The sequence below is a fragment of the Pseudoxanthomonas wuyuanensis genome, from assembly GCF_900215535.1.
Taxonomy (GTDB): Bacteria; Pseudomonadota; Gammaproteobacteria; order Xanthomonadales; family Xanthomonadaceae; genus Pseudoxanthomonas_A; species Pseudoxanthomonas_A wuyuanensis.
Window position 1 is genome coordinate 154,746 of record NZ_OCND01000005.1, and the last position, 22,125, is coordinate 176,870.

At 67.4% G+C, this 22,125-nt stretch carries 19 protein-coding genes; 7 read left to right on the forward strand and 12 right to left on the reverse strand.

Annotated features, from left to right (window positions below; translation table 11 throughout):
* Positions 1-4: 4 nt before the first annotated feature.
* Entirely contained in the window at positions 5-565 is a 561-nt protein-coding gene (locus tag CRO39_RS11770; RefSeq protein WP_097122294.1) for a lysophospholipid acyltransferase family protein, read from the reverse strand.
* Positions 566-611: 46 nt separating this feature from the next.
* Positions 612-1,046, reverse strand: a complete 435-nt coding sequence (gene arfB / locus CRO39_RS11775; RefSeq protein WP_097122144.1) for an alternative ribosome rescue aminoacyl-tRNA hydrolase ArfB — start codon at positions 1,044-1,046, stop codon at positions 612-614.
* A gap of 120 nt (positions 1,047-1,166) precedes the next feature.
* Between arfB and CRO39_RS11780 the strand changes: the two genes are divergently transcribed.
* The gene (locus CRO39_RS11780) at positions 1,167-1,706 is read left to right on the forward strand and encodes a DUF2059 domain-containing protein (RefSeq protein WP_097122145.1); all 540 of its coding nucleotides are present in this window, start codon (positions 1,167-1,169) and stop codon (positions 1,704-1,706) included.
* Positions 1,707-1,709: 3 nt separating this feature from the next.
* Here the strand turns inward: CRO39_RS11780 and ung are convergent, their stop codons facing one another.
* The 5 genes from ung to rhlB all read right to left on the reverse strand — a co-directional run bounded on the left by ung (position 1,710) and on the right by rhlB (position 6,690).
* The gene (gene ung / locus CRO39_RS11785) at positions 1,710-2,444 is read right to left on the reverse strand and encodes a uracil-DNA glycosylase (RefSeq protein WP_097122146.1); all 735 of its coding nucleotides are present in this window, start codon (positions 2,442-2,444) and stop codon (positions 1,710-1,712) included.
* Complete coding sequence (locus tag CRO39_RS11790) at positions 2,441-3,280, reverse strand: response regulator (RefSeq protein ID WP_238394718.1); 840 nt, start codon at positions 3,278-3,280, stop codon at positions 2,441-2,443. The genes ung and CRO39_RS11790 overlap by 4 nt, the downstream gene beginning before the upstream one ends.
* A gap of 20 nt (positions 3,281-3,300) precedes the next feature.
* Complete coding sequence (gene ftsX / locus CRO39_RS11795; protein WP_097122147.1) at positions 3,301-4,245, reverse strand: permease-like cell division protein FtsX; 945 nt, start codon at positions 4,243-4,245, stop codon at positions 3,301-3,303.
* Positions 4,242-4,928, reverse strand: coding sequence for a cell division ATP-binding protein FtsE (ftsE, locus tag CRO39_RS11800; RefSeq protein WP_097122148.1), 687 nt, complete (start codon positions 4,926-4,928; stop codon positions 4,242-4,244). The genes ftsX and ftsE overlap by 4 nt, the downstream gene beginning before the upstream one ends.
* Before the next feature lie 100 nt (positions 4,929-5,028).
* Entirely contained in the window at positions 5,029-6,690 is a 1,662-nt protein-coding gene (rhlB, locus tag CRO39_RS11805) for an ATP-dependent RNA helicase RhlB (protein WP_097122149.1), read from the reverse strand.
* A 216-nt stretch (positions 6,691-6,906) separates the two neighbouring features.
* On the opposite strand from rhlB, the gene trxA reads away from it, so the two are divergent.
* Both trxA and rho read left to right on the forward strand, forming a co-directional pair.
* Entirely contained in the window at positions 6,907-7,248 is a 342-nt protein-coding gene (trxA, locus tag CRO39_RS11810) for a thioredoxin TrxA (RefSeq protein ID WP_097122150.1), read from the forward strand.
* 192 nt (positions 7,249-7,440) lie between these two features.
* On the forward strand, positions 7,441-9,168 hold the full coding sequence (rho, locus tag CRO39_RS11815; protein WP_097122151.1) for a transcription termination factor Rho: 1,728 nt from the start codon (positions 7,441-7,443) through the stop codon (positions 9,166-9,168).
* Between the two features lie 74 nt (positions 9,169-9,242).
* On the opposite strand, the gene CRO39_RS11820 is transcribed toward rho, so the two are convergent.
* The 3 genes from CRO39_RS11820 to CRO39_RS11830 all read right to left on the reverse strand — a co-directional run bounded on the left by CRO39_RS11820 (position 9,243) and on the right by CRO39_RS11830 (position 12,010).
* Entirely contained in the window at positions 9,243-10,103 is an 861-nt protein-coding gene (locus CRO39_RS11820) for an energy transducer TonB (RefSeq protein ID WP_141400782.1), read from the reverse strand.
* A 22-nt stretch (positions 10,104-10,125) separates the two neighbouring features.
* The gene (locus tag CRO39_RS11825; protein WP_141400783.1) at positions 10,126-10,998 is read right to left on the reverse strand and encodes an energy transducer TonB; all 873 of its coding nucleotides are present in this window, start codon (positions 10,996-10,998) and stop codon (positions 10,126-10,128) included.
* A gap of 205 nt (positions 10,999-11,203) precedes the next feature.
* Entirely contained in the window at positions 11,204-12,010 is an 807-nt protein-coding gene (locus CRO39_RS11830; RefSeq protein WP_097122154.1) for an energy transducer TonB, read from the reverse strand.
* Positions 12,011-12,135: 125 nt separating this feature from the next.
* Here CRO39_RS11830 and CRO39_RS11835 point away from each other — a divergent pair, with 125 nt between their 5' ends.
* Complete coding sequence (locus tag CRO39_RS11835) at positions 12,136-13,944, forward strand: monovalent cation:proton antiporter-2 (CPA2) family protein (protein WP_097122155.1); 1,809 nt, start codon at positions 12,136-12,138, stop codon at positions 13,942-13,944.
* 291 nt (positions 13,945-14,235) lie between these two features.
* Here CRO39_RS11835 and CRO39_RS11840 read toward each other — a convergent pair whose 3' ends face one another.
* Positions 14,236-17,523 carry an ankyrin repeat domain-containing protein gene (locus CRO39_RS11840; protein WP_097122296.1) on the reverse strand — a complete coding sequence of 1,096 codons (3,288 nt, stop codon included), beginning with the start codon at positions 17,521-17,523 and terminating at the stop codon, positions 14,236-14,238.
* The gene (locus CRO39_RS11845) at positions 17,516-17,767 is read right to left on the reverse strand and encodes a YcgL domain-containing protein (protein WP_097122156.1); all 252 of its coding nucleotides are present in this window, start codon (positions 17,765-17,767) and stop codon (positions 17,516-17,518) included. The genes CRO39_RS11840 and CRO39_RS11845 overlap by 8 nt, the downstream gene beginning before the upstream one ends.
* A 164-nt stretch (positions 17,768-17,931) precedes the next feature.
* Between CRO39_RS11845 and CRO39_RS11850 the strand changes: the two genes are divergently transcribed.
* The 3 genes from CRO39_RS11850 (at position 17,932) to hemF (ending at position 22,122) form a co-directional block, all read left to right on the forward strand.
* Positions 17,932-20,307: a S9 family peptidase gene (locus CRO39_RS11850; protein WP_097122157.1), complete on the forward strand. Its 2,376-nt coding sequence runs from the start codon at positions 17,932-17,934 to the stop codon at positions 20,305-20,307.
* Between the two features lie 16 nt (positions 20,308-20,323).
* Positions 20,324-20,884 carry a hypothetical protein gene (locus CRO39_RS11855; RefSeq protein WP_097122158.1) on the forward strand — a complete coding sequence of 187 codons (561 nt, stop codon included), beginning with the start codon at positions 20,324-20,326 and terminating at the stop codon, positions 20,882-20,884.
* A gap of 299 nt (positions 20,885-21,183) precedes the next feature.
* Positions 21,184-22,122 carry an oxygen-dependent coproporphyrinogen oxidase gene (gene hemF, locus CRO39_RS11860; RefSeq protein WP_097122297.1) on the forward strand — a complete coding sequence of 313 codons (939 nt, stop codon included), beginning with the start codon at positions 21,184-21,186 and terminating at the stop codon, positions 22,120-22,122.
* The last annotated feature ends 3 nt before the right edge of the window (positions 22,123-22,125 follow it).

Here is a 22,125-nt window from a genome sequence, read left to right on the forward strand (position 1 = left end):
CGCATCAGACTGTGCCACGGTTCTTGCCAACCCAGGGACGGTACCACTCCCGGATTTTCGCCATGTCGGCCTCGACATCATCGCTGGGGTGAAACAGGCCGCCAATGCCGATGGTCTTCTCCGGGTAGTGGAAGTACGCCATCAGGATAGGCACATTGGCGCCGCGGGCGATCTTCCAGAATCCGCTCTTCCATTTCTGCACGCGCTTGCGCGTACCTTCCGGCGTCAGCGCGAACCACATGCGTTCGGCGCCGTTGATCAGGCCGATGGCCTGCTCCACGGTGCCCTGCGGCGAACTGCGGTCGATCGGCACCACGCCCAGCTTCCTCAGCAGCGGCGCCAGCGGCCACCAGAACAGCTGCGCCTTGCCCAGCACGCGCACCTGGAAACCCATGGCAATCTTGGCCGCCATGCCCCATATGCCGTCCCAGTTGGACGAATGCGGTGCGACGATCAGCACCAGCTTGGGAATATCCGGCAGCGTGCCGACCACCCGCCAGCCGAAGGCTCGCAGGAAGCGGCGCGCGATCCAACGGGTGAAGCGGTTGCGCGGCACCTGCGGCATGTTGGGCGGGATGGCGGGGATGACGTCGTCGGCGTCGCTCAAATGGTTACTCCCAATGGCTTTTCTGCGAGCGGCCGCGCTTGATCTGGCTGCGCTGGTTCTTGGCCTCCAGCCGGCGCGCCTTGGCCGCGCGCGAGGGCCGGGTGGCGATGCGCTGTTTCGGCACCGTCAACCCGCTGGCGATGAAGGCCGCCAACCGTTCACGGGCGTCCTGGCGGTTGCGGTCCTGGGTACGGAAGCGCTGCGCGGCAATGATCAGCACGCCCTCATCGGTGAGGCGGCGGTCGCGTTTGGCCAGCAGGCGTTCGCGCACCGGCTCCGGCAGCGACGGCGATTGCGCAATATCGAACCGCAGTTCGACCGCAGTGGAAACCTTGTTGACGTTCTGCCCGCCCGGTCCGGCCGCGCGCACGAACCGCTCGATCAACTCCGCGTCAGGAATCGTCAGTGTCTGCGTGATTTCAAGTGCGCCGCTCCCCATCCACCGATTGTAGTCAGGATGCGGTGGCCGGCGTAAGCGTCCGGGCGGGGGTTTAACGGACCATTTACTTATTCAACGTCACCATTCACGCCTTCGAGTATCGCGCTTTCAGGATCACGCATGAGTATCGCTTCGCCTTGTCTCCGCTGGCTGCTGTTGGCCGCCCTTGCCATTCCCGCGGTCGTCCTGGCCGCCGAGCCCAGCGATGCGGACATCGAAAAGCTGCTGCGGGCCTCGCGCGCCGAGAGCATGCTGGCCGCCATCGTGCCGCAGATGGAAGCGATGCAGCGGCAGCAGTTCGATCAGATGATGGGCGACAAGCCGCTGACCGCCGAACAACGCGCCGAAGTCGAGCGCATCCAGGCCAAGACCAACGAAATCGTGCGCAAGACGCTGGCCTGGGAAGAAATGCGTCCGTTGTACGCCGATGTCTACAAGCAGACCTTCACCCGTGAGGACGTGCGCGCCATCACCAAGTTCTACGAAAGCCCTGCAGGCAGGAATCTGCTGGACAAGACTCCGGCGCTGATGCAGAACCTGATGACGGCGATCCAGCAGAAGATGGTGCCGATGCTGGAAGAACTTCAGGCCGAGGCGCAGACCGTCTCGGAAATGCCGGCGCCGGAAGTCACGCCGCCGCAGAAGCGGCGCAAGAAGTAGCCCTCAGGCGGCCGCCGCCGCGAGTTCCGCTTCGACGGCGGCGCGATCCGGCAGCCGCCAGTCGATCGGCGTCTGCCCGCGCTGCGCCAGGTAGCGGTTGGCCGCCGAAAAATGTCCACAGCCCAGAAAGCCGCGATGCGCCGACAGCGGCGATGGATGCGGCGCGCGCAGCACGCGGTGGCGCTGGGTATCGATGACCTTGCCCTTGGCCTGCGCGTAGCTGCCCCATAGCAGGAACACCAATCCTTCACGCTCGCGGTTGAGGGTTTCCACCACATGATCGGTAAAGCCTTCCCAGCCCTTGCCCTGGTGGGCGCCGGCACGGCCTTCCTCGACGGTCAGCACCGCGTTGAGCAGCAGCACGCCGCGCCGCGCCCACGGCAGCAGGCAACCATGGTCCGGACGCGGGAGGCCGAGATCGGTCTCGATCTCCTTGTAGATGTTCAGCAGCGACGGCGGCACCGGCACTCCCGGCAGCACCGAGAAGCACAGCCCATGCGCCTGACCCGGTCCGTGGTACGGGTCCTGGCCCAGGATCACCACCTTGACCGCATCGAACGGGGTGGCGTCGAAGGCGGCGAAAATCTGCGGGCCCGGCGGATAGATGCGCGCGCCGGCAGCCTTGCGTTGGCGCAGGAATGCCGACAGTTCGCGCATTTGCGGCCGCAGCAGCCAATCGCCGACGTGCGCCTTCCACGACGGTTCCAGCCTGATGCGGCTCGCGTCGCCGTCGCTCATACCAGGCTGCGGGCGCCGTCCATGCGGGCCAGCCGCAACTGAAACAGGACCTTGGTGATCAGCAGCCGTTCCTCGATCGGCTTGAGCACCAGGTCGTTGGCGCCGGCCTGCAGCAGTTCGGACTGGTTGTCGCGGTTGCTGTCGCCGGTCATCACCAGGATCGGCAGCCGGCGCTTGCCGTAGGCGAAGTCCACGCGCACGCGCTGCACCACATCGCGGCCGCTCAGCTCACCTTTCAGGGTTACGTCGGTCAGCACCAGATCGAAGCGGTGCGTGGACAGCCCCAGCGACTCGGCGGTCAGCAGCGCAAACGCATCCTCGGCCTTCAGCACATGCACGACCTTCAGGTTCTGCCGTTCCAGCATGCGCTTTGTGGTTTCGGCGACCACCCGGCTGTCTTCGATATACAGCACCGTGGCGCCTTCGACCGGTTCGGGCTGCACGTAGCCGCGGATGAACGCGGCCAGCGCCTCATGGCCCAGCGACTTGTCGAAATAGTCGGTGACGAACTCGGTGAAGCGGCGTTCCTCCAGATGCTGTTGCGCATCGCCGGAAACCACGATCACCGGCACATAGGCCTGGCCGGCGGCCTGGCGCACGCTGCGGGCGATTTCCAGGCCATCGCCGTCGGGCAGCGCCAACGCGGTGGTCACCAGGTGCACGGCGCCGCTGGCCAGCGCCTTGCGCGCCTCGGCAATGCTGCTGCAGCCGATCACTTCCACTCCCGGCACTTCCCGCTTGAGCACGTCGGCAATCAGCTTGCGCACCAGCTTGGAGCCATCGACCACCATCACCCGCGGGGTGTCGCTGATCAGATGGCGGAGTTCTTGGGCCATGAAAATGCGGGGTCTCAGGTTCAGGTTTCGGTCGGGCGAGTCTGACGCAAGAAGTGCCCGGTCACCAGCCATGCGCCCAGCCAGCCGATGATGGTAGCGCCCAACAGTACGCCGACGGCGGTCTGCGCGGTCAGCCCGGACAGCGCAAAGCCGCTGCCGTAGCTGGCCGAAAGCGCCGCCAGCGGCTCGCGCAGGGCGGTGGCGGCGGCGCTCAGCAACCCCAGCGCCAGCGCCCCGGCGACCAGGCCATACCAGGCGCCCAGGTAGATGAAGGGGCGGCGGATGAAGCCGTCGCTGGCGCCCAGCAGCTGCAGCACGCCGATTTCCTCGCGCCGCGACTGGATGTCCAGACGCACCGTATTGCCGACCACCAGCAAGGCCCCGGTGCCGAACAGCACCGCCAGCACCCAGGCCAGCCGTTCGCCGAAACCCAGCCAGCCGGCCAGCCGCTGTCGCCAGACTGCGTCGTGCTGCAACTGGTCGGTTTCGGGAAGGCTGCGCAGCGCGTTGACCAGTTGGGTGTCGTCGTTGCGCGGGGTGACGATCAGCAGGCTCGGCAGCGGATTGTCGTCCAGCGCATCCAGCGCCTCGCCCAGCCCGCTGGTACGGCGGAATTCCTCCAGGCCCTGTTCCGGAGTGCGCAGTTCCACCTGCGCCACATCGGCGCGGCCGCGCAGCTCCGTGGCCAGCGCGGAGGCGCGCGCGGCGGCGACGTCGGGCTTCAGGAACACGTCGATTTCGCGCGACTGCTCCACGTTGCCGGCGAAATGCTGCAGGTTGTCCAGCGCCAGCCACAGGCCCAGCGGCAGCGCCAGCGCCACCGCCATCACCCCGATGGTCAGCAGCGTGGCCCATGGCCGCCGCAGCACCCGCCCCAGACTGGAAACGAAGCTGTAGAGGTGCTGATCCAGCCAGATGCCCAGGCCGGAACGCGGACGCGCGATGACGTTGCCCTGCTCGCTCATTCGGCCAGATCCGCCGGGGAGATATCGTCGACCAGCTTGCCGTGGTCCAGGATCAGCACGCGCTTCTTCATCCGCTTCAGCAATGGCAGGTCATGGCTGACCACCAGCACGCTGGTGCCGCGCTCGGGCATCGAGGCGAACAGCGACATGATTTCCGCCGCCAGGGTCGGATCGAGGTTGCCGGTGGGCTCGTCGGCGACCAGCAGCTTGGGTTCGGCGACGATGGCGCGGGCAATGCCGACCCGCTGCTGCTCGCCGGCCGAGAGCTGGGTCGGCAACGCTTTTTCGCGGTGCCCCAGCCCCAGCCGGGCCAGCACTTCGCGCACCCGCTTGCCGATGTCGCTGCGATGATCGCCGCGCAGGATCAGCGGCAACGAAACGTTCTCCATCACGCTGCGGTCGGTCAGCAGCCGGTGATCTTGGTAGACCGCGCCAACCTGGCGCCGGTGCTGCGGGATGCGTCCGCCGCGCACCTTCAGCAGGTTGCGGCCAGCGAACACCACCGCGCCGCGGCTGGGCCGTTCGCTCAGGTGGATCAGCTTGAGCAAGGTGCTTTTGCCGGCGCCGGAATGGCCGGTGACGAACAGCATTTCGCCTTCGGCCACTTCGAAGCTGACATCCTCCAGCGCCGCATGGCCGCCGGGGTACTGCTTGCTGACATTTTCGAATCGCAGAACGCTCATCCGGCGATTATGCCGTTTTTTTCACATTCCCCATCGGCGGACGATACCGCACCGCCCGCCGACGGCGCGAGCCTCGCCCGGTCGACGACAGGCTCCGGGGCTACGCCCCGGAAACCAGCGACTTCAGCTTGCGTCCCAACCGGGTCAGGAACGATGAATTGTCCTTCGGCGCAGACGCGGCCGGCGCGGGCGCCGAAGCCGGCTTGGCGCTGACCGGCGTTGCCATGCCCTCGCCTTCCAGCGGCCGGCCATGACGGCGGCGGCGGCGCTTGCGCGGCGGGCGGTCGCCTTCCGGCTTGGCGGTTGTGCCGAGCGCAGGCGCAGGCGCGGCCGCCGGCGCCGGTTTGCCGGCCGCATCGGCATCAGGTTCGCGTCGCGGCGGGCGCGGCCCGCGCGGCTTGCCGTCGCGCGAACGCGTGCCATCGCCGCGACCGCCCGGCCCGCTCTTGCGCGGACCACCTTTGGGACCGCCGCGGCGCTGCTCGTCGGCGGCCTTCTGCTCGCGCGCCTCGCGGAAGATGTCGCCGATGCTTTCGTCGGCATCGGCCTCGTCCCCTTCGACCGGCGCCCGCTGCGGACGCGGCAACGCGGTCAGCAGTTCGGCGGTGACCGGCTCGACCGGAATCTTCTGTTCGATATAGGCCTCGATATCCGGCAGGCCCTGCGCGTAGATCTCGCAGGCGAAGCTGATCGCATCGCCCTCGGCGCCCAGCCGCGCGGTGCGGCCGATGCGGTGCACATAGTCCTCGGCATCGAACGGCAGATCGTAGTTGTAGACGTGGCTGACGCCGTCGATATGCAGGCCGCGCGCGGCCACATCGGTGGCCACCAGGATTTCCAGCTGCCCCTTCTGGAAGCGGTTGAGCAGCGTTTCGCGCTTCTTCTGCGGCACGTCGCCGGACAGCACGCCGACCCGGTAGCCGGCTTTCTCCAGCGCGCGCGCCACCCGTTCCACCCACGCCTTGGTGTTGACAAACACCATCGTGCGCGCGCCTTCGCTGCGCGACAGCAGACCGATCAGCAGCGGGATCTTTTCCTCGTTGGCCGGGAAGTACATCCGCTGCCGTACCCGTGCGGCGGTGATGAACTCGGCCTCGACGACCAGCTTTTCCGGCTCGTTCATGTGCTCGTAGGCCAGCTCCAGCACACGGTGGCTCAGCGTGGCGCTGAACAGCAGCGTCTGCCGGGTGCCGCGCTCGGGCATGCGCCGCAGCAGGAAACGGATGTCCTTGATGAAGCCCAGGTCGAACATGCGGTCGGCTTCGTCCAGCACGCAGATTTCGCAGGCGTGCAGCGAGACCACCTTGTGCTGCTTGACGTAGTCGATCAGCCGGCCCGGGGTGGCGATGATCACGTCCACGCCCTGCTGCAGCAGCTCGCGCTGCTTGTCGTAGTCAACGCCGCCGTAGATCAGCGCAAAGCGCAGGCCCAGGTCGGCACCGAACTTGACCGCATCCTTGTGGATCTGGATGGCCAGCTCGCGGGTCGGCGCCAGGATCAGCGCGCGCGGGTCCTCCGGTTTGCGGTCGGCCAGCGCCGGCCGCGTCAGCAGGCGGTTCATCACTGCCACCAGGAACGCCAGCGTCTTGCCGGTGCCGGTCTGCGCCTGTCCGGCGACATCGCGGCCGGGCAGCGCCACCGGCAGCGTCAGCGCCTGGATCGGCGTGCAACGCGAGAAACCGGCGGCTTCCAGACCGGCCAGAAGGGCCGGGTGCAGGTCGAAGGAGGAAAAGGTTACATCGGTTAAGGGTTTGTCGCTCATGCCTTCTTCTTTAATGCGCCGCTGTGTTCTGCCAGCGGGCGTGATGGTGCGGAATGCGTGCTTGCATCGCGGTTACCGGCGTCGCACACTGCGCCCCTGATGCCGGGTTGCGCGGCCCTTGATTTGGCCGCCAAGCGCCCCAGTTTACCGCAATAGAGATGGCCGCCCCGGCCAAACCCGTCCGCGCTTGATCCGCGGACCCTGCAGGAGACCCCAGTGAGCGATAAAGTAACCCACGTCGGCGATGCCGATTTCGATGCCGCCGTGCTGCAATCGGAAGAGCCGGTTCTGGTGGATTTCTGGGCCGAATGGTGCGGCCCGTGCAAGATGATTTCCCCGGTCCTGGACGAACTGGCCCAGACCTACGATGGCCGCCTGAAGGTGGTCAAGCTGAACGTGGACGAGAACCGCGCCACCGCCATCAAGTACCACGTACGCAACATCCCGCTGCTGCTGCTGTTCAAGGACGGCCAGGTGCACGCGACCCAGGTCGGCGCCGTCGGCAAGGGTCAGCTGACCCAGATGATCGACAAGAGCATCGGCACCCAGGCCGCCTGAGCCTCAGGCCGGGCCGCGTCCGGCTGAATCCGTTCGAACCCGCCGCCGCGCGCTGCTTGCCGCCGCGGCGGCGCGGTGTTAGTGTCGTTGCATCCGGCGCGGGGTCTGCGCCGCACCCCTTCTGAGAAACCACTCTCCATCCGTCCCGCCGGCCATCCGCTGGCGCTCGCAACCGTAGCGAGGAAATCCCACTTGTCCGACAGCAATAACGAAACCGGCGCCCCCGCCGAGAAGCGTGTGCGCAAGCCGCGCGCCCCCAAGGTGGCCGCCAGCGAACAGCCGGCAGCCCCGGCAACGCCGAAAGCGCCGATTGAAGCCGCCGCACCTGCAGCGCCTGCCAATCCGCCCGCGCCGCCTGCCGTGCCTGCCGAAGCCGCGCCGCGCCCGTCGGCGCCTGCCGCTTCTTCTTCCGGTTCCGCCGACGAAGGCGCGACCGCGACCGCCGCTGCCGGCCAGGACGGCGAACCGCGCGAGCCGCGCGAAGGCGGCCAGCGTTTCAACCAGAACCAGAACAACCGCCGCGACCGTTTCCGCAACCGCCGTGATCGCGACCGCGACCGCGGCGACCGCCCGCGCAATGACGGCCTGCCCAGCGACGGCGGCAACGAGAACTTCGTCCCGCGCAGCCCGCCGGCCAATGTGCCCGAGGGCTTCCCGCAGTACTCGCTGAGCGATCTGAAGCGGATGCCGGCGCAGAAGCTGCTGGACATCGCCGAGCAGCTGAGCATCCACGAAGGCGTCGCCCGCGCGCGCAAGCAGGATGTGATCTTCGCCCTGCTGAAGGTGCTGACCCGTCACGGCGAAGGCGTCGCCGCCGACGGCGTCCTGGAAATCCTGCCCGACGGCTTCGGCTTCCTGCGCGCCGCCGAGGCCAGCTACCTGGCCGGCCCGGACGATGTCTACATCAGTCCCAGCCAGATCCGCCGCTTCAACCTGCGCACCGGCGATCACCTGGCCGGGCGCATCCGCTGGCCCAAGGACGGCGAGCGCTATTTCGCGCTGGCCGTGGTCGACACCATCAATGGCGAGCCGATCGAAGCCAGCAAGGGTAAGGTGCTGTTCGAGAACCTGACCCCGCTGTTCCCGCGCCGCCGCTTCACCCTGGAGCGCGGCAACGGCTCGTCGGAAGACATCGCCGGCCGCATCCTCGACCTGATGGCGCCGCAGGGCAAAGGCCAGCGCGCGCTGATCGTCTCGCCGCCCAAGGCCGGCAAGACCATCATGATGCAGCAGATCGCCACCGCGATTACCACCAACCATCCCGACGTGCACATGATCGTGCTGCTGATCGACGAGCGTCCGGAAGAAGTCACCGAAATGCAGCGCACCGTGCGCGGCGAGGTCATCTCTTCGACGTTCGATGAGCCGGCCGCCCGCCACGTGCAGGTCGCCGAGATGGTGATCGAACGCGCCAAGCGTTTGGTCGAGCACAAGAAGGACGTGGTGATCCTGCTCGATTCGATCACCCGCCTGGCCCGCGCCTACAACAACGTCGTGCCCAGCTCCGGCAAAGTGCTGACCGGCGGCGTCGACGCCAACGCGCTGCACCGGCCCAAGCGTTTCTTCGGCGCCGCGCGCAATGTCGAAGAAGGCGGCAGCCTGACCATCATCGCCACCGCGCTGGTCGAAACCGGCAGCAAGATGGACGAGGTGATCTACGAAGAGTTCAAGGGCACCGGCAACAGCGAAGTGCACCTGAACCGCCGCATCACCGAGAAGCGCGTCTACCCGGCCATCGACATCAACCGCTCCGGCACCCGCCGCGAGGACCTGCTGATCGAACCGGAACTGCTGCAGAAGATCTGGATCCTGCGCAAGCTGCTGCACCCGATGGACGAAATCGCGGCAATGGAATTCCTGCTGGACAAGATGAAGAACACCAAGTCCAACGACGAGTTCTTCAGTTCGATGAAGCGGTAGTCCGAACACGCGCTGCAACGTAAAACGCCCCGCATTGCGGGGCGTTTTTTCGTCCGGGCTCGCCACGCGGCAGTTCAACCGGCGGGAGGTTCCAACGGCGTGACCAACCGCGGGCCCACGCCGATCAATTGCAGCTCGCCCGATTCGCCGGCAGCAATCGTCACACCGTCGTCTTCTGCTCCCGATACCGCCCGGCGCGGACCGGGCAAGTAGTATTCCCACTCTCCGTAACCCGGCGCGGCGCCGACGATGTAGGTAACCGGAACACGCGCCTCCAGAAATGGGTATTCGGCCAATGGACCACCCTTTGGCATCTTGAATTTCCACTGCCGTGCCGCTGCCGCAGTATGGGCGGCAAACTCGGCGCGCACTTGTGCGATTTCCTGCTCCTCGCCGATAAAATTAAGATTGACCTGTTCGATGACCAGATCCGCGACCTTGCCATCGCGGCCGACCTTTACCGCCACGTAGACGGTACCGCTGACGTCAGCAAGCCGAAGCACTGCGCGTGGGTACTCAGGACGTCTCAGGCGCCCATCGGCCACGATATCCTCACCGGGCTTATGCTGCTGAACGATATTGGCGCCGGCAAGCGACAAACGGAAGTAGCCGCTCTCTTCGGGTATTGCCATCACGCGCACGCTGAAACGCCGCTCAGTCGCCTCACCCGGAGACGAGGCATCCGCCATCGTCACCTTCCATCGAGGCACATGTCGCGCCAGGTGCCGCAGCACCTCCGGCGGCACCTTGTCCGGCTGGTTGATCGCATAGCCGATAACCGAACCATCCGCTGCGATCGCCAGCGTACCGGTCAGCAGCATCGTTCCAACCACCTGCTTGCGGAATTCCGCGACATCGTCGGCCGCGGCAGGCGCCCCGAACATCAGCAGGCAAAGCATCAGCCATGCAATAACGCCAGGGAGTGTGTTTCCCATACGCGTTTTCTGCCGCGAACGCTCAGCCCTCATGTTGTAGCGAGGTCAGCAGGCGGAAGCTCTTTCCGACCTCGTAGAATCCTCCCGAAAGCAATGCATCCGGACTCTCGTTGGCATCCAGATCGTCCGACGCCCACGGGATGGGGTGCCTGGGTCCCGGGATATAGGCATGCCATTGCCCGTACTCTGGGAGACGGGTTCCATGGAAGGCGTAATCGACCGGAACGCGCACGCTCCAGAACTCGGCGCTCGCGTTCTCTCCCGTCGTCGGTGGAGCGAACATCCACGACCTTGCTGCCTTGAGCGCCGAACCGGCGAAGATCGAGCGCATCCTTTCCATCTCGACAGGCGGACCGATGGTACGGAGATTGATCTGTTCGGCCATCGCGTCGACCACAGTCCCCTCGCGTCCGATCTTAAGCACCAGGTACACCGTGCCCTGATACCCGCTTTCCATGGCCAACCTGGGATATCCGGGTGGCCGCATGCTCACGGACTTGATGATGTCCTCCCGCTGCTGGAGTTCTTCCGGCGTCAGCGCCTCCACCCCGAAGTGGCCGCTGCGCAGGGACAGCCTGTACAGATCGGCTTCTACCTTGTTGGCCACCACCCGCAGGCTCATGCGCGCCCTGCCGCGCACGGACTTTCCATCGACCATGGGCGGCTCGAAATGCCAGGTATTGCCGGCGACTTCGACCAGGCGCACCACATCTCCGGGTACCTTGTCGGGCTGGTCGATTTCCAGCTTGCCCACACTGCCGTCTTTTTCGATCACAACGAAGCCCGTTACCAGCATGCTGGCTTCGACCTGCTTGCGCGCAGCCCCCGGTCCGGCAGCCGACGCGGTTGCCGCCCACGCGAACAGCAATGCAAACATCCAGTGGCGCAATCTCATCCCCGTTCTCCTTCCTTGAGCCGCCGGCTCCGATCGGGGCCGGTCCGCCGCATACTATCGCCTCGAAGCGCCCCATGCACGGTAGCGTCCGGAACTGGCGTTGGTCTTCTTACTGGCGTTGGCCGCGCCGGTATTCACGCGCTTCGGGCCACGCGCGGTGCTGGTTTACAGGTGCTGATTTACAGGTGCGGATCCAACCCGCGGTTCAGAGCAGCGTCCCGACGATCGGCGTCTTCAGCCTGAATCTCGAATCAAGCGGCTGTGCGTCGCCATCGCGCAAATCCTCGCTCACCGGATTGGCGGCCAGTTCCTCCATCGCCCATGGCGCCGGCTTCCGCGGCCCCGGGATAAAGCCGTGCCATCGGTTTTCCGGGCTGCTGCCAATCGTGAACGTCACCGGGACGCGCACGCTACTGGTTGCCACGGGCGCTCCGTCAACAGCCTCGGTGATGCCGTATTTCCAGCTCCTGGCCGCGGCCAGACTGGCCTTTTCGAACAGAGCGCGCCACTGCTCGGCAGATCTTTCGTTTTTGGCGACGGCGCTCAGGCTCGTCTGCTCGGGATGCGCATCAACGACATTCCCGTCCGCATCCAGCCTGAGCACCAGGATGACCTTGGCGCCGAGATTGGCGCGGGCCGCCTCCACAGGATACCGGGGCGCGGCCAGTTTCGAGGTCCGGGTAGGTTCGCCGAACCATGCCTTCTCCACCTTCAGCTGATAGCCCTCGGCTACTTTCTCCGCCGAAAGCGTCAGCCGCAGCCGGGTCCTGGCGATCACCGGCCGCCCATCGACGGCGACTGGTTCAAACTGCCACCGACGCAGACTCTGCTCCACCAGCCGCTCGATTGGGGGAGACAGCCCCTTGTCCAGCTCGAACGCATGCAGACCGCCATCGGGACCAATCTCGATGTGGCCGGTAACATCTATCGATAGCTCAGGGTCGACCCCTCGCTGGGCCTGAGCCGCTGCGGGTAGCAGCAAGCTCAGCAACAAAACCGCAATCGCCCGCATAGGACACGCTTCCTTGACGTTGACAGTTCCGCGAGGCTACTACTCCCTCATGACCCGTTGCAATCGCCGCCTGCCGACCCACGCGGTGCGCCGTCCAACCCGCATAATGCCGCCCGAGGTGACGCATGCACGGTAGCGGTCTGGAACTGGCGTTGGTTTTCCTGCTGGCGGCGGTGGTGGCCGTGCCGGTATTCAAGCGCTTTGGCCTGGGGGCGGTGCTGGCCTATCTGGTTGCCGGGGTGGTGCTGGGCCCTTACGGGCTGGGACTGGTGCAGGACGCCGACCGCATCCTCAACGCGGCCGAAATCGGCGTGGTGATGATGCTGTTCGTGATCGGGCTGGAACTGTCGCCGTCGCGGCTGCGGGTGATGCGCAAGCCCGTGTTCGGCGCGGGCGGGCTGCAGGTGCTGGTGACCGCACTGGTGCTGGGCGGTCTGATGCTGCTGGCCGATCACCGCTGGAAGGCCGCGCTGGTGGTCGGCCTGGGGCTGGCGCTGTCGTCCACCGCGGTCAGCCTGCAGTTGTTGTCCGAACGCAAGGAACTGGCCACCGAGCACGGCCGGCTGGGCTTTGCCATCCTGCTGTTCCAGGACCTGGCGGCGATTCCATTGCTGGCGGCGATTCCGCTGCTGGGCGGCGCCAAGAACGAGACCCTGACCTGGACCATGGTGTTCCAGGCCATCGGTGCGATGGCGCTGGTGATCTTCGGCGGCCGGTTGCTGCTGCGGCAGCTGTTCCGGGTGGTCGCACGTACGCGCATGCCCGAGGTGTTCACCGCCACCGCGCTGCTGGTGGTGCTGGGCAATGCCTGGTTCCTGCAATTGGCCGGGCTCAGCGCCGGCCTGGGCGCGTTCCTGGCCGGCGTGCTGCTGTCGGATTCGGAATTCCGGCACGAACTCGAATCGCAGATCGAACCATTCAAGGGCCTGCTGCTGGGTCTGTTCTTCATTGCCGTGGGCATGGACATCGATCTGGATCTGGTGATGGCCGAACCGCACATCATCGCCAGCGGCGTGCTGATCCTGCTGGCGGTCAAGTTCTCGCTGCTGTTCGCCATCGGCATCTTCCCCGGCAGGCTGGAGGTCCGCAGCGCGTTGATGCTGGCGGGCGTGCTGTGGCTGGGCGGCGAATTCGCGTTTGTGGTGTTCAGCGAAGCGGTGCGGGTGAACCTGCTGGACGACGGCACCCGCGACCGGCTGGTGGCGATCGTCGGCCTGTCGATGGCGCTGACTCCGCTGCTGCTGATCGGCATGACCCAACTGCTGTCCGGCATGCCGAAGAAGCCCGCGCGGCTGCCGGCGTTCGACACCATTCCCGACGGCCAGCACCCGCAGGTGCTGATCGCCGGCATGGGCCGGTTCGGCCAGATCGTCGCGCGCCTGCTGAGCGCGCAGAAGATTCCGTTCGTGGCGCTGGAGCACAGCCCGGAAACGGTGGAGACGCTGCGCCGCTTCGGCAACGTGCGCATCTACTACGGCGATCCGACCCGCCCGGACCTGCTGCGCGCGGCCGGCGCCCAACACGTCAAGGCGTTCGTCATCGCGATGGACGACCCGGATACCAATATCAAGGCCGCCCGGCTGATCCGCCGGATGTTTCCGAAAGCCACCATCTTCGGCCGCGCGCGCAACCGCCAGCATGCATGGCGGCTGATGGACCTGGGGGTGGAGCCCTTCCGCGAAACCTTCGGCACCAGCCTGGAGATGAGCGAGCAGGTGCTGATCGCCTTGGGGCTGCCGGCGGATACGGCGGCCAGCCTGGTGCGGCGCTTTCGCGATCACGACGAAGCGCTGCTGCGCGAGCAGCACCTGATCTACGACGACGACGCGGCCGTCATCCAGACCGCACGCGATGCCATCGGCGATCTGGAAAAACTGTTCGAAGCCGACGCCGGCGAACCCGGCGGCGCCATCGGCCGGCAGCGGCCCGGCTAGCGCGTTTCCCCCGAGTATTTGCCGGAAACCGATAGCCCATCATCGTCCCGATGCCGGAATATCTTTGGCTTGCCCCGAGGTGTCACGAATCGGGTCCTTGTGGGAGCGACGTAAGTCGCGACGCGCTATCGCGACTTACATCGCTCCCACAGGCAACCATAAAGGAGCCATGTCAGTCGAAGGAACGGCCCAGGCGGCGTGTAGCGCCGCAGATGGCGTTCCGCGGCTATCGGCTCTTGTCCGTGTCGAACGCGCTGCTGCGGCCCGGCATTGACCGGTAGCCGCGCACGCTCATTTGCGCGGCTCGCGCAGGAAACGCGCCATCGAGGCGCCGGGTACGGCCGGGACGAATTCGCCGGCCACATCGACAAAGCCGCGCATCACTGCGATTTCGCGCGGGGTCCGGTTCAGCGCATCGCGCAGTTCCGGATCGGCACCGGTATGCAGCAGGCGCTGCACCACCCGCAACAGGCCGTGCAAAGCGGCCAGGTGCAGCGGACCGAAACCGCGCGGGTCCTGTACATCCAGCGAAACGTCCTCGTCCAGCAGTCGCTCCAGTCCGGCCAGCACGACCTCCTCATCGCAAGCGGTACCCGGTTCGGCGCGCGCGCCCAGCAACAGCAACAACGGCGTGACCGCGCCGGCCGCAAGCTGCTCGGGTTCGGCGCCGGACAGCAGCAGGGTGTCGAACAGGGCGACCAGCCGCGGCCGATCGCGCGCGGTGAAGCCGTACAGTGCGGCGCAGTGCAAAGGCGTCAGCCCCTGCGCGTCGCCGGCATGCACGTTGGCGCCGGCGGTCAGCAGCCGCGCCACGATCTCAGGCAGCCCCAGCGCCGCCGCCAGCATCAGCACGGTGACCCCGCCAGGCAGGCGATGTTCGATCTCCGCGCCGGCGGCCAGCAGCGCGGTGACGATATCGGCCTGGCGCATGCTCACCGCCGCCGACAACGGAGTGGCGCCGGTATTGGCCGCATGTTGCGGATCGGCGCCGCGGGCCAACAGCAGATCCACGGTGGCGCGATGCCCGCCGCCAGCCGCACGCAACAATGCCGTGCAGCCCTGCGCATCCTGCGAGTCGACCGCAAAGCCCAGATCCAGCAGCCGCCGCACCGCATCGGCGTCGCCGACCATTGCCGCCGCCGGCAGATCCGCGGCGCGCAAGGCGCGTTTGGGCAGGGGCCAGCCGCGCCAGTCCAGCCAGTCGGCCAGATCCCGGCGGCCACTGGCCAGCGCCACGCCCAACGGGGTCTGGCCATCGGCGGCGCGCGAATCCGGGCAGGCGCCCTTGCCGATCAATTGCTTCAACGCGGCTTCGCGGCCCAATGCCGCCGCCAGGTGCAGCGCGCTCATGCCGTGGCTGTCGCGCGCCTCGCGGTCCGCGCCGATATCCAGCAGGCGGTCGAGCAGCCGCGACCAGCCCAGCCGTACCGCCAGCGACAAGGCCGGATCGCCATGCGCGCTGCCGAACGGATCGGCGCCGCGCTCCAGCAGATCGCAGGCGAACTGCTCCAGTCCGCGCGCGGCCTGTTCGCTCTGCGCGCAGGCGGCCAGGAAACGCGCCAGACCGCCCGCACCTGCCGGCGAAAGACCGCGGCGCAACAGCGCCTGCAGCGCCGGCACCGCTTCGGCGCCGCGCGCAAGCAGCGCGAACATCGGGGTATCGCCCTGGTGATCGGCCGCCTCGGCATCGGCGCCCTGCGACAACAACCATTCGATCTGCGCCGGCAGGCGCGAGATTTCAGGATCGTGCAGCAGGCCGCCAAGCTCGGCCGGTGTGGAAAGCCTGGCCAGCGCGGCCAGGCCATCGTGGCGCCCGCTGCGCAGGCCGTCGCGGACCAGGCCGATCGGCGCGCGGTCCGGCAGCGCCTGTTCATCCTCACCGGTGCTGACAGCAACCGGTAGCGGGTAGGCCGGGTCCAGCGCCGAAACGATCGCCCAGCGCCCCGATTCGGCGGCCAGATCGGCGGCACGCTTACCATGCCGGTCGGCCGCTTCCGGGTCCACGCCCCATTCCAGCAGGCGCCGTACCAGCGCCGGCGAAGCGGCTTCGGTCGCGCAGGCCCGTGCCAGCGCATTGCGGCCCTCGCTGTCGCAGGCATGCACGTCGGCGCCAGCTTCGGCCAGTTTTTCCAGCACCGCGATACGGCCCCCGCATGCCGCATCCAGCCAGGGCGTACGGCCGGCGTGGTCCTGTGCCTGTACGTCGGCACCGGCCGCGATCAGCGCGGCCACGATGTCCGGATGCCCGGCCAGGGCCGCTTCGTGCAATGCGCTGCGCTGTTGCGCGTCGCGGCTGTCCACCTTGGCCTTGTGCTTGAGCAGCAGTTGCACACCGGCCGGGTCGTCTTCTTCGGTGGCGGCGGCAGCCAGCAGGACCGGCTGCCCGCCTGCCGGTTCGGGCCGGGCGCCGCGCTCGAGCAGGAATTTCGCCAGCCGCCAGTTGCCGGCCATGCAGGCCACGCCCAGCGGCGTCAGCCCATCGTGGTTCAGCGCATCGACTTCGGCGGCGGCATCGCGCAACAACGCGACCACACCGGGATCGGAGCTGCGCGCGGCATGGTGCAGCGGCGTGTTGCCTTCGCTGTCGGCCACGCGCGGATCGGCGCCGTTGGCCAACAGCGTGGTGACTGCATCCGGGCGCCCGTGCCAGCTGTCGCGCGTGGCCGCCAGCAGCGGGGTCATGCCGGCATGGGCGTGATTCAGATCGACGCCATGGGCGATCAGCGTGCGCAGCAGGCGCAGGTCCGGCAGCACCGCGGCCAGCACGCTGAGACTGCGCTGATCGCGCGAATCCGGCGGCGGCAGCGCGTGCGGGTCGGCGCCGGCCTCGATCAGTTCCAGCGCGCGCTCGACCCGGCCGCCGCGGGCCGCCTCGAACAGCGCCTGATCCAGGTTTTCCTCGGCCATCGGCTCGCTGACCGGCGCCACCGCGGACGCGGCCGGCGCCGGCATCTCGATCACCGGCAGGCCCTCGGCCCGGGCCACCCGCTGCAAGCCCCAATGCGCAAAAGGAAGTGCGACGACATACGCCGCGGTGGCGGCGATCCGCAATGGGGCCGGCAGCAGATCCGGCCAGGCCAGCAGCAGGCCGCCGCCGGCAATGCCGGCGACCAGCGCGGCCACGCCCAGCCCGCGCCAGGCGTGGAATTCGTGTTCGGGCAGGGCGCGCCAGTGCGATGCCAGCGAACCGCCATCGCGCTCAATCCCCTGCCACAGCGGCCAGGTGCGCCAGAGTCCGATCAACAACGCGCCAATCACCGCGCTGAGCCCCAGCGCCGCCGGCAGGCTGCCGCTCTCGCGCAGCGACGCCAGCGGCCAGGCAATCAGCGCGGCGCCAACCGCCAGCACGCCGCCCCACGGCAGCAGCAGAGCCAGCGCATCCCGGCGCAATGCCGCCGGACGGCTGCTCCAGCGGCGCGTGCCCGCGCGCCACGACACCGCCAGCGCCAGCGCCGGTTGCGCCAGCCATGCGCCCACAACCGCGACAACGCCGCCAAAACCGGCCAGCATCGCCAGCAGCAGACCGGCAACAAAAACCGCCAGCGCGACGCGGCGGCGGAGGGGGCTGCGCTCAACCATCGACAGGTCCACCCGGAGGCGGCGGGAACTGGATATGGAAACCGTGGGCAGCCAGGTTCTGCCGTACGACAGCCGCATCGCCGCGCGCCAACCGGCGCTCCGGAGTCAATGCGACCTCCAGCACGAAGCTCAGGGTTCCCAACTGGTTTCGCAGCGGTTCCGGAAGGCCGGCGAAATCGTCGCGTTTGGCCAGGTAGACGAAGGTATCGGCCTTGCGCTGGCTCTTGTAGACATAGGCTTGCATCCGCGCGCGCCGGGTCCTGCTTGATGGAGTGCACAGATTGTGGAGGAAACCGTCATCCGACGGAACCCGCGCAGCGCGGCGTGGTGCGGCATGACCTGTGGCTGGGTTCATGTTGGGCACGGGCTGTTAATCTTCGGCGTTCACACGGTTATCACGGAAACCCGATGCGTTCCTTCTTGTCCGCCTTGCCGATCCTGCTGGCGCCGCTGGTCCTGCCGACCGGCACAGCCTCCGCGCAGACATCCGCGCCGCTCACCATCGAACAGGTCATGGCCGACCCGGACTGGATCGGGCCACCGGTCGAACGCGCCTGGTGGGCCTGGGATGGCCAACATGTGCAGTACGAACTCAAACGCGAAGGCAGCCTGATCCGCGACACCTTCGAGCAGGCCCTGAATGGCGCCGCCGCCGTCCGCGTCGGCGATCAGGAACGCAGCCGGCTGGATTCGGCCCGGCCCCGCTATGACCGCCAGCGCCAGCGCATGCTGTTCCTGCGCAATGGCGATGTGTTCCTGCGCGATCTGCGCAGCGGCGCGCTGACCCAGATCACCCGCACCGCCGATGCCGAGGCGCAGCCCGGTTTCGCCAGCGATGGCGGCGTGATCTGGCGCAACGGCAACGACTGGTACCGCTGGTCCGCCGCCGCCGGCACCGTCCAGGTCGCCAACCTGAAAGCGGACAAGGATCCGGCCGCCGATCCCAAACCCGACGCGCTGCGCGAACAGCAGCTGCGCACCCTCGCTACGCTGGCCCAGGACCGCGCCCAGCGCGAGGCCGCGCAGAAGCAGAGCGAAGCCTGGCGCAAGGCCGACCCCACCCGTGCGCCCGCGCCGCTGTATCTGGGCGATGAGGTGCAGATCGAAGGCAGTTCGCTGTCGCCGGATGGCCGCTGGCTGCTGGTGGTGACCCGCAAGAAGGGCGCCGATGCCGGCCAGGCCGGCAAGATGCCCAAGTACGTGACCGAATCCGGCTACGAGGAATTCCAGGAGGTACGTACCCGGGTCGGCCGCAATGCGCCGCTGGCGCATACGCTGTGGCTGGCCGACGTCCGCGCCGGCACTGTTCGCGAACTGAAGTTCGATGCCCTGCCCGGCATCGCCGAGGATCCGTTGGCCGCGCTGCGCAAGGCCGCCGGCAAGGATGCGCTGAAAGGCAACCGCGACGTACGCCTGGAAAACGACAGCAGCAACAACGCCATCGCCTGGAACGACGACGGTAGCCAGGTAGCGGTGCAGATCCATGCGGTGGACAACAAGGACCGCTGGATCGCCGGCGTCGATCTGGCCAACGCGAAACTGCTGCCGCGTCATCGCCTGACCGATGCGGCCTGGATCAACTGGGGCTTCAACGAGTTCGGCTGGCTGCCCGACAACCGCACGCTGTGGCTGCTGTCCGAGCAGTCCGGCTATGCCCATCTGTACACCCAGGAAGGCAGCGGCAAACCGCGCCAGCGCACCTCGGGCAAGTGGGAAGTCTCCGCACCGGAACCGGCTGCCGACGGCCGCGGCTTTTTCTTCCTGTGCAATCGCGACTGGCCGGGCGATTACGAGGTCTGCCAGTTGGACCTTTCCAACGACCACACCCGCGAGGTGACCGCGCTCGACGGCGTCGAGGATTTCAGCCTGTCGCCAGACGGTGGCCGCCTGCTGGTCCGCCACTCGCGAAGCTACCTGCCGCCGCAGCTGTCGGTGGTCGGCCTGGACGGCACCGTGCGTGCGCTGACCGACACCCGCAGCGCCGCGTTCAAGGCGCGCCAGTGGATCCAGCCGGAAATCGTGCAGGTGCCGTCCAAACACGGCGCCGGCACCATCTGGGGCAAGTACTACGGCCCCCGCAACCCCGAAGCCGGCAAGCGCTACCCGGTGGTGCTGTTCGTGCACGGCGCCGGCTACCTGCAGAACGTGCACCAGCGCTATCCGGCGTACTTCCGCGAACAGATGTTCCACAACCTGCTGGTCGAACGCGGCTACATCGTGCTGGATCTGGACTACCGCGCCAGCGAAGGCTACGGCCGCGACTGGCGCACCGCGATCTACCGGCAGATGGGTCACCCGGAACTGGAGGACTACCTGGACGGGCTGGACTGGTTGGTCGACAACCGCCAGGGCGATCGCGACCGCGTCGGCATCTACGGCGGTTCCTACGGCGGCTTCATGACCTTCATGGCGCTGTTCCGCGAGCCGGGCGTGTTCAAGGCCGGCGCCGCGCTGCGCCCGGTGGTCGACTGGACCCAGTACAACCACGAGTACACCAGCAACATCCTCAACACGCCGGAGCTGGACCCGGAAGCGTTCCGCAAATCTTCACCGATCGAGTACGCCGACGGTCTGCAGGGCCATCTGCTGATCGCCCACGGCATGATCGACGACAACGTGTTCTACAAGGATTCGGTGGTGCTGGCGCAGAAGCTGATCGAGCTGCGCAAGGACAACTGGGAGCTGGCCTCGTATCCGCTGGAACGTCATGGCTTCAGCCGCGCCGATTCCTGGCTGGACGAATACAAGCGCGTGCTGAAGATTTTCGAAACCAACCTGAAATGATTCTGAGAGCCGATACATGAGCGTACCCACCCCCCCCGCCCCGCCGCGGCCGTCGCAACTGGTGACGGTTGCAGCCAAGATCTCCATCGTGCTGGGCATCGCCGGCACGCTGTACGGCGTGTTCCAGGCGGCGCTGATCACGCTGGTGATGGGACGCGGCTGGCTGCAACAGATGCTGACGCGGGCTCACGGCGAGGACATGCCGCCAGCGGCCGACTGGCTGCTTGCCAACCTGCCCACGATAGGCTGGGCGCTGGCCGCCAGCTCGGCGCTGTTCCTGGCAGTGGCCATCGGCTTGCTGAAACGGCACGAGTGGGCGCGCTGGGGTTTCATCGTCTTCATGGTGCTCGGCGCGCTGTGGAACTTCGCCGGCGTCTGGCTGACCGTGCATGTGTTCGACTGGCTGCAGACGATGCCGCTGTTCGCCGACCTGCCGGACATGCAGGCCGAACTGCTGCAGATGCGCTGGATGTCGCTGGCGACCAGCGTGGTCACCGCCACCGCGTTCGCCGCGCTGCACGGCTGGATCGTCTGGAAGCTGTGCACGCCCGCCATCCGCGCCGAGTTTGTCCGCTGACGCCGGCGACTGCTCATGCGGGATCGGAGTATCGGAAAGATGCGGGGAAGTTTTTGACCCGGATCGGAGCGGATAGGAACGGGCAAGGCTGCGCCAGCAAGCCAGAACCCGTTGTCCCGGCGGCTTGCGCTGCGTTGCCATAGCGACAGCAGCTGAAGTGCTCGCAAGATTCCTGTTCGTTCCTATCCGCTTTGATTCGGTTCGAAAGCTTCTGCGCCATCGCGATGCCCGGGGCATCCGGCGCAACCGGCCGGCGGCAATCGCATCGCCGGGCGGCGTGCTGCTCTAGAATGCGCGCCATGAACGACATCAGCCCCGTACGCGACTACCTGACCGATCTGCAGGATCGCATCTGCGCCGCCATCGAAACCGCCGACGGCCAGGCGCGCTTCCATGAGGATGCCTGGACGCGCGCGCCCGACGGCGCCAGCGGCAGCCCGTCGATCCGCGGCGGCGGCCGCACCCGCATCCTGCGCGAAGGCGCGGTGTTCGAGCAGGCCGGCATCGGCTTTTCCGATGTTTCCGGCAGCAAGCTGCCGCCTTCGGCCTCGGCGCACCGCCCCGAACTGGCCGGCGCGTCCTGGCGCGCGGTTGGCGTGTCGCTGGTGTTCCATCCGCGCAACCCGCACCTGCCTACCACGCACGCCAACGTGCGCCACTTCCGCGCCGAGCGCGACGGCCAGACGGTGGCATGGTGGTTCGGTGGCGGCTTCGACCTGACCCCGTTCTACCCGGCCGATGAAGATGTGCTGCACTGGCACCGTACCGCACGCGCGCTGTGCGAGCCGTTCGGCGGACAGGCGCGCTACGACGCGCACAAGCGCTGGTGCGACGAGTACTTCTTCCTCAAGCACCGCAACGAGACCCGCGGCATCGGCGGCTTGTTCTTCGATGATCTGTGCGACGACTTCGACCGCGACTTCGCCTACCTGCGTGCGGTCGGCGACGGTTTCCTCGATGCCTACCTGCCGATCGCCGCACGCCGCAAGGACACGCCCTATGGCCAGCGCGAACGCGATTTCCAGCTGTACCGGCGTGGTCGCTACGTCGAGTTCAACCTGGTCTACGACCGCGGCACGCTGTTCGGCCTGCAGAGCGGCGGCCGCGCCGAATCGATTCTGATGAGCCTGCCGCCGCTGGTGCGCTGGGAGTACGGCTACACCCCCGAGGACGGCAGCGCCGAACAGCGCCTGTGCGACTACCTGCGCCCGCGCGACTGGCTGGGCGAGCTGGGCTGACTT

Bases quoted from the DNA above. Each gene is read 5' to 3' on its own strand.
- CRO39_RS11770 (WP_097122294.1), bottom strand. From the start codon at position 565: ATGCCGCAGGTGCCGCGCAACCGCTTCACCCGTTGGATCGCGCGCCGC.
- arfB (WP_097122144.1), bottom strand. From the start codon at position 1,046: ATGGGGAGCGGCGCACTTGAAATCACGCAGACACTGACGATTCCTGAC.
- CRO39_RS11780 (WP_097122145.1), top strand. From the start codon at position 1,167: ATGAGTATCGCTTCGCCTTGTCTCCGCTGGCTGCTGTTGGCCGCCCTT.
- ung (WP_097122146.1), bottom strand. From the start codon at position 2,444: ATGAGCGACGGCGACGCGAGCCGCATCAGGCTGGAACCGTCGTGGAAG.
- CRO39_RS11790 (WP_238394718.1), bottom strand. From the start codon at position 3,280: ATGGCCCAAGAACTCCGCCATCTGATCAGCGACACCCCGCGGGTGATG.
- ftsX (WP_097122147.1), bottom strand. From the start codon at position 4,245: ATGAGCGAGCAGGGCAACGTCATCGCGCGTCCGCGTTCCGGCCTGGGC.
- ftsE (WP_097122148.1), bottom strand. From the start codon at position 4,928: ATGAGCGTTCTGCGATTCGAAAATGTCAGCAAGCAGTACCCCGGCGGC.
- rhlB (WP_097122149.1), bottom strand. From the start codon at position 6,690: ATGAGCGACAAACCCTTAACCGATGTAACCTTTTCCTCCTTCGACCTG.
- CRO39_RS11820 (WP_141400782.1), bottom strand. From the start codon at position 10,103: ATGGGAAACACACTCCCTGGCGTTATTGCATGGCTGATGCTTTGCCTG.
- CRO39_RS11825 (WP_141400783.1), bottom strand. From the start codon at position 10,998: ATGAGATTGCGCCACTGGATGTTTGCATTGCTGTTCGCGTGGGCGGCA.
- CRO39_RS11830 (WP_097122154.1), bottom strand. From the start codon at position 12,010: ATGCGGGCGATTGCGGTTTTGTTGCTGAGCTTGCTGCTACCCGCAGCG.
- CRO39_RS11835 (WP_097122155.1), top strand. From the start codon at position 12,136: ATGCACGGTAGCGGTCTGGAACTGGCGTTGGTTTTCCTGCTGGCGGCG.
- CRO39_RS11840 (WP_097122296.1), bottom strand. From the start codon at position 17,523: ATGGTTGAGCGCAGCCCCCTCCGCCGCCGCGTCGCGCTGGCGGTTTTT.
- CRO39_RS11845 (WP_097122156.1), bottom strand. From the start codon at position 17,767: ATGCAAGCCTATGTCTACAAGAGCCAGCGCAAGGCCGATACCTTCGTC.
- CRO39_RS11850 (WP_097122157.1), top strand. From the start codon at position 17,932: ATGCGTTCCTTCTTGTCCGCCTTGCCGATCCTGCTGGCGCCGCTGGTC.
- CRO39_RS11855 (WP_097122158.1), top strand. From the start codon at position 20,324: ATGAGCGTACCCACCCCCCCCGCCCCGCCGCGGCCGTCGCAACTGGTG.
- hemF (WP_097122297.1), top strand. From the start codon at position 21,184: ATGAACGACATCAGCCCCGTACGCGACTACCTGACCGATCTGCAGGAT.